At 61.3% G+C, this 6353-nt stretch carries 9 protein-coding genes; 3 read left to right on the top strand and 6 right to left on the bottom strand.

From position 1 onward, the window contains the following. Positions 1-87: 87 nt before the first annotated feature. Complete coding sequence (locus tag A462_RS27955; protein WP_008431643.1) at positions 88-930, bottom strand: LysR family transcriptional regulator; 843 nt, start codon at positions 928-930, stop codon at positions 88-90. A gap of 111 nt (positions 931-1041) precedes the next feature. Here A462_RS27955 and A462_RS27960 point away from each other — a divergent pair, with 111 nt between their 5' ends. Next, on the top strand, positions 1042-1767 hold the full coding sequence (locus A462_RS27960; RefSeq protein ID WP_008431641.1) for an SDR family oxidoreductase: 726 nt from the start codon (positions 1042-1044) through the stop codon (positions 1765-1767). 138 nt (positions 1768-1905) lie between these two features. Here A462_RS27960 and A462_RS27965 read toward each other — a convergent pair whose 3' ends face one another. The 4 genes from A462_RS27965 to A462_RS27980 are packed head-to-tail and all read right to left on the bottom strand — an operon-like array spanning position 1906 to position 4438. Then, a complete protein-coding gene (locus A462_RS27965; protein ID WP_032898801.1) occupies positions 1906-3117 on the bottom strand; it encodes an RNA polymerase sigma factor in 1212 nt (403 codons plus the stop codon). 2 nt (positions 3118-3119) lie between these two features. Next, the gene (locus A462_RS27970; protein ID WP_008431637.1) at positions 3120-3602 is read right to left on the bottom strand and encodes an SRPBCC family protein; all 483 of its coding nucleotides are present in this window, start codon (positions 3600-3602) and stop codon (positions 3120-3122) included. Positions 3603-3631: 29 nt separating this feature from the next. After that, entirely contained in the window at positions 3632-3976 is a 345-nt protein-coding gene (locus A462_RS27975; RefSeq protein ID WP_003213107.1) for a YciI family protein, read from the bottom strand. A gap of 42 nt (positions 3977-4018) precedes the next feature. After that, on the bottom strand, positions 4019-4438 hold the full coding sequence (locus A462_RS27980) for a YybH family protein (RefSeq protein ID WP_008431635.1): 420 nt from the start codon (positions 4436-4438) through the stop codon (positions 4019-4021). A gap of 146 nt (positions 4439-4584) precedes the next feature. Here A462_RS27980 and A462_RS27985 point away from each other — a divergent pair, with 146 nt between their 5' ends. Both A462_RS27985 and A462_RS27990 read left to right on the top strand, forming a co-directional pair. Next, a complete protein-coding gene (locus A462_RS27985; protein WP_008431633.1) occupies positions 4585-5070 on the top strand; it encodes a GNAT family N-acetyltransferase in 486 nt (161 codons plus the stop codon). A 20-nt stretch (positions 5071-5090) separates the two neighbouring features. After that, a complete protein-coding gene (locus A462_RS27990; RefSeq protein ID WP_008431631.1) occupies positions 5091-5696 on the top strand; it encodes a pyridoxamine 5'-phosphate oxidase family protein in 606 nt (201 codons plus the stop codon). Positions 5697-5742: 46 nt separating this feature from the next. Here A462_RS27990 and A462_RS27995 read toward each other — a convergent pair whose 3' ends face one another. Then, entirely contained in the window at positions 5743-6228 is a 486-nt protein-coding gene (locus tag A462_RS27995) for a GyrI-like domain-containing protein (protein WP_008431629.1), read from the bottom strand. Positions 6229-6353: the final 125 nt, after the last annotated feature.

Genomic DNA, 6353 nt, shown 5'->3' with positions numbered 1-6353 from the left:
CTTGCCTGCGATAGCGGTGTCAATCACCACCGCTATCGCAGGCAAGCCAGCTCCTACATTGAATTTGCGGTGAATTCAAAGGCGCCGTCAGGCCGCTTCAATCTGCGGCGGGCGGTTGTTCTGGAAATACTCATGCAAGGCCCGCAACGCCGGCAACTCCAGGGCCTGGGCGGCAAAGCACAACCCCACCCGGCGCGTCGGTGCCGGCAGGTGCCAGGGGCGAATCACCACCCCGGCCCGCTCCGTCGCCAGCGACTGCGGCAACATCGCCACGCCGACACCGGCCGCCACCATGTGCAATGCCTGGGTCAACGAACCGGCATGCCCGGCCACCGCCTGGGGCGAGCGGCCGTACAAGGCCATCAGCCGTTGGTGGGAATCATGCTGCGGGCAGGTGATCCAGTCTTCGATCGGCGCCCAGGCCTGCTCCTTGCCGCCCGCCGCCATCGGGTGCGCAATCGGCAGTGCCATCACGTAGGACTCTTCCCAAAGCGGCAGGAATAATTCGTCCTCGCAGCACATTTCCTCTACCGCCAGGCGCCCTTCTCCTTCGCAGCCTTCCTGCAAGGTCAGCAGCAAACCCGGCAGGCCCTGGTGCGCCATGCGCAGGAAGGTTTCGATCTGGCTGTCGGCAATATCGCCTTCCACACCCAGTTCCAGGGCGATGCGGTTTTCGCGCCCGCGAAACAAGCGGCTCAACGCATCGGCCTCGGCCACCATGCGCCGGGCTTGCGGGTACAGCACCCGCGCCTCGTCACTGACCTCGACCCCACGAGGCTGGCGCAGAAACAGCGCCACGCCCAGTTCTTCTTCCAGTTGCTTGATGGTCACCGACAACGTCGGCTGGCTGATGAACAGGCGCTGGGCGGCGGCGGTGATATTGCGTTCCTCGAATACCGCGAGAAACGCCTTGAGATGACGCACATCCATAGTTAATACCGATGACAGACAGAGGAATAAGGCATTTTTCAGCCAGCCGAGGGCTAAATATACTGCGCTCCACGTTCAGTTATTTGTTTTTCTTATTTCAGGAGTTCCACCATGAGCAAGCCATTGATCATCATCACCGGTGCCAGTTCGGGCATTGGCGAAGCGACTGCGCGCTTGCTGTCGGCCGCCGGCCACCCGCTGTTGCTGCTGGCCCGCCGCATCGACCGGCTGAATGCGCTGGAGTTGCCGAACACCTTGAGTCGCGGTGTCGACATCACCGATCGCGCTGCGCTGGTGGCAGCGGTGAAAGAAGCCGAAGCGCAATTCGGCCCGGCCGATGCACTCATCAACAATGCCGGCGTGATGCTGCTGGGCGCGGTCAGCGAACAGGACCCGGCACAGTGGGAGCAGATGCTCGACGTCAACGTAAAGGGCCTGCTGAACGGCATCCATGCAGTGGCCGGCAGCATGGTCGAGCGCAAGGGTGGCACCATCATCAACGTCAGCTCGGTGGCCGGGCGCAAGACCTTCCCCAACCACGTCGCCTATGTAGGCACCAAGTTCGCCGTGCATGGAATTTCGGAAAACCTGCGGGAAGAAATGTCGCCGCACAATGTGCGTGTGATCACCATTGCGCCGGGCGCGGTGGAAACCGAACTGCTGAGCCACACCACCGACGAAGCCATCAAGACCGGCTACCAGGCGTGGAAACAGGACATGGGCGGCACCGTGTTGAGCGCCGATGATGTGGCTTCGGCGATTGCCTATGCCTACCAGCAGCCGCAGCATGTGTGCATTCGCGAGATCGTGTTGGCGGCGACGCGTCAGCAGCCGTAACTCATTCATCAAGACAACATCGAACAAATGTGGGAGCGGGCTTGCTCGCGAATGCGGTGGATCAGTCACTGAAATGTTGACTGACACACCGCATTCGCGAGCAAGCACGCTCCCACATTTGGATCTCCGGCGCCTGCACTATTTGAGTTCGGCCAATCGCCGCTCGATAAAGCGCTTTTCGGGCACTTGCTGGGTCAATGCCAGCGCCCGTTCAAACGCTCGCCGCGCGTCCTCCACTCGCCCCAATCGCCGACAAAACTCGCCACGCGCCGAGTACGCCAGGTGATAGTCCACCAACTCCCCCCGCGCCAGAATGCCGTCCACCAATTGCAAACCGGCCTGCGCCCCATCGCGCATCGCAACGGCCACCGCGCGATTCAGCTCGATCACCGGCGATGGCATCGCTCCAAGCAACACGTCATACAGCCCGACGATCTGCGGCCAATCAGTCTCATCGGCGCTCACGGCTTCAGCGTGTACCGCCGCAATCGCTGCCTGCAGGCTGTAGGGCCCGAAGCGGCGTGTGGTCAGGGATTTCTCCACCAGGGCGCATCCTTCAGCAATCAACGACGCATCCCACAGCGAACGCTCCTGCTCATCCAGCAGCACCAATTCGCCGCCCGCCGAGGTGCGTGCCGGGCGCCGGGACTCGTGGAGCAACATCAGCGCCAGCAAGCCCATCACTTCCGGTTCCGGCAACAACTCCATCAGCAAACGGCCCAGGCGAATCGCTTCGCGGGTCAGGTCTTCACGGGTCAGGTCGGCGCCCATGGACGCCGAATAGCCTTCGTTGAACACCAGGTAAATCACCCGCAGCACACTGTCCAGGCGCTCGGGCAACTCCGCCAGGGATGGCACCTGATAGGGGATCTTCGCTTCGCGGATCTTGCCCTTGGCCCGCACGATGCGCTGGGCGATGCTAGTGGGCGTGGCGAGAAACGCCCGGGCGATTTCCTCGGTGGTGAGGTCGCAGATCTCACGCAAGGTCAGCGCCGCTTGGGCATCCGCCGCCAGCGCCGGGTGGCAGCAGGTGAAGATCAGGCGCAGGCGGTCGTCTTCCACGTCTTCAACGCTCCAGTCTGCCGCTTCCAGCGCATCGGCTTGCGCCTGCAACAACGGGGTAAAACGCGCCTGGCGACGTAAACGATCGATGGCCTTGAAGCGCCCGGTCGAGACCAGCCAGGCCCGGGGGTTATCCGGCACACCGTCCTGCCCCCAGCGCTCGACTGCGACGAAGAACGCCTCGTGCAAGGCTTCTTCAGCCAGGTCGAAATCGCCAAGCAAGCGAATCAGGGTCGCCAGGATGCGCCGCGATTCGCTGCGATAAACCGCTTCAACCCGGGCCTGCACCGTCAATCGCGCAGGCCTTCGGTCACCAGCGTCACCAGCCGGTCTAGGCTCTGCCCCCAGCCTTCGTGAAAGCCCATGGCTTCGTGGGCCTGCTTGGTTTCGGCGCTCCAGTGCATGGCGCGGGCGGTGTACAGGGTCTTGCCGTCGACTTCTTCAAAGGTGACTTCGGCGGTCATGAATGGCTGGCCCGAAGGGATCCAGCCGGGGGTGAAGGCGTCGGTAAACACCAGCCGACTGGGGGCGGTAATCTCCAGGAATACGCCCTGGGTCGGGTATTCGCTGCCGTCCGGCGCGCGCATCAGCGTGCGAAATTGCCCACCCACCCAAAGGTCCATTTCGCACTCGGGAGTGGTCATGCCGTGTGGGCCCCACCACTGCTGCAACAAGGCCGGCTCGGTCCAGGCGCGAAACACGCGGCTGCGAGGGGCATCAATCAAGCGACTGATGGACAGTTCAAATTCGGCGGGTTTGGGTTGAATGCTCATGGGAAACCTCCTGGGTTTTATTGTTGTGATCAGAGATTCAATTCACGCACGGGGCGTACTTCCACACTGCCGACCCGAGCCGCCGGTATGCCGCCGGCCACCTGGATCGCTTCATTCAGGTCCTTGGCTTCGATCAGGTAAAACCCGGCGAGCTGCTCCTTGGTTTCGGCAAACGGTCCGTCGGTGATCGACAACTTGCCGTTGCGCATGCGCACGGTGGTGGCGGTGCTCACCGACTCCAGCGGCTCGGCGGCGAGCATGCGCCCGCTGGCCTGCACGGACTGGCCATAGGCGAAACATTCCGGGTCCTTGGGGCTGTCGGGCGAATCGTGCAGCACCTGTTCGTTGCTATAGATCAGGCAGAGGTATTTCATGGGATTCTCCGTTTTCGAACAACTGACTATAGTTCGCGGCGCTCAAGGTTTCAGGTTGAACAGACCGGCGCCGGTTTCCATGTCGAAGGGTGCCGACCAATGTTCATGCACCACTTTCCACTCGCCGCCAACGCGCTGGTAGCCGGCGCTGACGCGCATCCAGCAGGTCTTGAGTACGCCGTCGGGCCCGGTGCCGCCACAGTGCGCGAGCCAGTGGGCAAAGGCGCTGTTATCGCCGGTGACGATACGCATCTCATGGAAGTCAAAGACCCCAGGGCCCGGGCAGAACTCCATGCACGCCTTCCAGTGCGCCTGATAGGCGGCCTTGCCCTTGAACTGCAGGGCGCTAACGGCGTCGAACGCGACGATATCGTCGGCGTAAAAGCTGACAATCTTCTCGACATCCTTGGCGGTGACCGCCTGTTTCCATTGTTCGATCAAGCTGCTGATTGCGGTGCTCATGGCAATACTCCTTGCGGGAAAAATCACGGAAGACACCCTTAGTCGACTGAGCCCCGGGCCAATCGACAGTCCCGCAAAAAATAATTGCGACTACCGCAAACCCGCTAGAATCCGCGCTTCTATGTAGGATTTCGGATGCTACGCCGATGGAAACCCGCCTCGTCGCCTATCAGACGTTGACTGCCCTGCAACAACAGCAACTCAACGCCCTGGAAGTGCATCCCGAACAACTGGTTTTTTCCGGCGATATCTACTGTGCGCTGAACACCCTGCTGGTCAATCCGAATCCCGGCGTGGCAGGCTTTGCGTTACTCGCCGACGACATTCCCGTGGCCTTCCTGCTGCTCAAACGCCCACCCTGCCTGCCCCATTGGGCGGATGAACACAGCGCCACGCTGCATGCGTTGCAAGTCGATCGCCATCAGCAAGGCCTGGGGTTTGGCAAAGCCTGCCTGCAAGCCCTCCCCGCTGCCGCGCGCCTGGTCTGGCCGCAGATCAAGGCACTGGAGCTGTCGGTGGACACGGACAATGTGGCGGCGATGGGGCTGTATTTGCAGCAGGGTTGGGTGGACAGCGGGGAGGCGTATAAGGGGCGGATTGGGTATGAGCGCCGGTTGGCGTGGGTGTTTTAAACAATAAGGAGCTGGTGAAGATGCTAACAACCCTGGAACAACTCGAATCCCTCTACGGCCTGCCCCACGAACGGGCCGTGCGCAAGGAAATCCCGTTTCTCAACGAGGATTACCAGGCCATGGTCCGCGCGTCACCCTTGGTGGTGGTGAGTTCATCCGGCCCGGACGGCATCGACGGTTCGCCCCGTGGCGACGTGCCAGGTTTTGTACGAATCATCGACGAGCGCACGTTGGCGATTCCGGATCGGCCGGGGAATAACCGCCTCGACACCCTGCGCAATCTGGTGGTGGACCCACGTATAGCGTTGCTGTTCATCATCCCGGGCATTGGCGAGACGTTGCGGGTCAATGGCCGGGCGCAGATTTCCATCGAGCCTGAGTTGCTGGCGAGCTTTGCGGTAAATGGCAAAGCAGCCCGTTCGGTGATTCTGGTGCAGGTGGAGGCGGCATATTTCCATTGCTCCAAAGCCTTTGTGCGCTCCGATTGCTGGAACCCGGAAAAGCACTTGGATCGCTCGGCACTGCCCTCCGCCGGGGCGTTTCACAAGCGCTTGAATGATGGGGCGTTCGACGCCGAAGCCTATGACCGCGAGATGCCGGAGCGGGTCAAGGCCACGCTGTATTGAGAGGCCATTGCAGGAGCGAACGTGCTCGCTCCTGCCGGTGGCGCGGTCAGGCGGATTCGGCGTTGATCGGGATCCAGATTTCCACGGAGCCCGTGCCTTTACCCACATCGAAATCGGCGCTGTAGCGCTCAAAATCAGCCCCGACCACCTTGTACCCGGAGGCCGGCAGCCATTCGAACATGATGCGTTCATAGGTCTGCGCCAGCGCCTGCACCGGGCCAAAATGCGGGAACACGGCATAGCGATGGGCCGGGATTTCAATCGACTGGAAGTTGCTCGGTACATCGCCCTTGGCCGGCACCTCGATGCCCGCCAGGTAGTCGAATTCACCGTGTTTGGCGTTGTGGCACACGCCGTAGGTCACGCCGCCAACGCGCTTTTTAATGTCTTTGAAACAGGTGTTGAACAACGCCCACAACTTGGGAATATCGCCAATCGTGGCCTTTGAATAACGCCCTTGCACACCCGCGATCACCAGGGCCTTGCCCTCTTCCATGCGCGGCTGTAACGGCAGTTTTGTCTGTTGATCCATCTGAACAGTCTCCTTCTTATGAGGGAACAAACCCGCGTCGAGTATAGGGGCATATCCCCGTCGCACTCCAAACAGAAATTTTTCCCACAGCATCTGGACAATTGGCCATCACCGACCGTATTGTC

Origin of the sequence: Pseudomonas sp. Ag1 (assembly GCF_000278565.1) — a bacterium.
Taxonomy (GTDB): domain Bacteria; phylum Pseudomonadota; class Gammaproteobacteria; order Pseudomonadales; family Pseudomonadaceae; genus Aquipseudomonas.
This window is presented reverse-complemented; position numbering and strand designations above follow the sequence as displayed.

Excerpts from the sequence above, each read along its gene's own strand:
- A462_RS27955 (WP_008431643.1), bottom strand. The coding sequence starts at position 930 with ATGGATGTGCGTCATCTCAAGGCGTTTCTCGCGGTATTCGAGGAACGC.
- A462_RS27960 (WP_008431641.1), top strand. The coding sequence starts at position 1,042 with ATGAGCAAGCCATTGATCATCATCACCGGTGCCAGTTCGGGCATTGGC.
- A462_RS27970 (WP_008431637.1), bottom strand. The coding sequence starts at position 3,602 with ATGAGCATTCAACCCAAACCCGCCGAATTTGAACTGTCCATCAGTCGC.
- A462_RS27975 (WP_003213107.1), bottom strand. The coding sequence starts at position 3,976 with ATGAAATACCTCTGCCTGATCTATAGCAACGAACAGGTGCTGCACGAT.
- A462_RS27980 (WP_008431635.1), bottom strand. The coding sequence starts at position 4,438 with ATGAGCACCGCAATCAGCAGCTTGATCGAACAATGGAAACAGGCGGTC.
- A462_RS27985 (WP_008431633.1), top strand. The coding sequence starts at position 4,585 with ATGGAAACCCGCCTCGTCGCCTATCAGACGTTGACTGCCCTGCAACAA.
- A462_RS27990 (WP_008431631.1), top strand. The coding sequence starts at position 5,091 with ATGCTAACAACCCTGGAACAACTCGAATCCCTCTACGGCCTGCCCCAC.
- A462_RS27995 (WP_008431629.1), bottom strand. The coding sequence starts at position 6,228 with ATGGATCAACAGACAAAACTGCCGTTACAGCCGCGCATGGAAGAGGGC.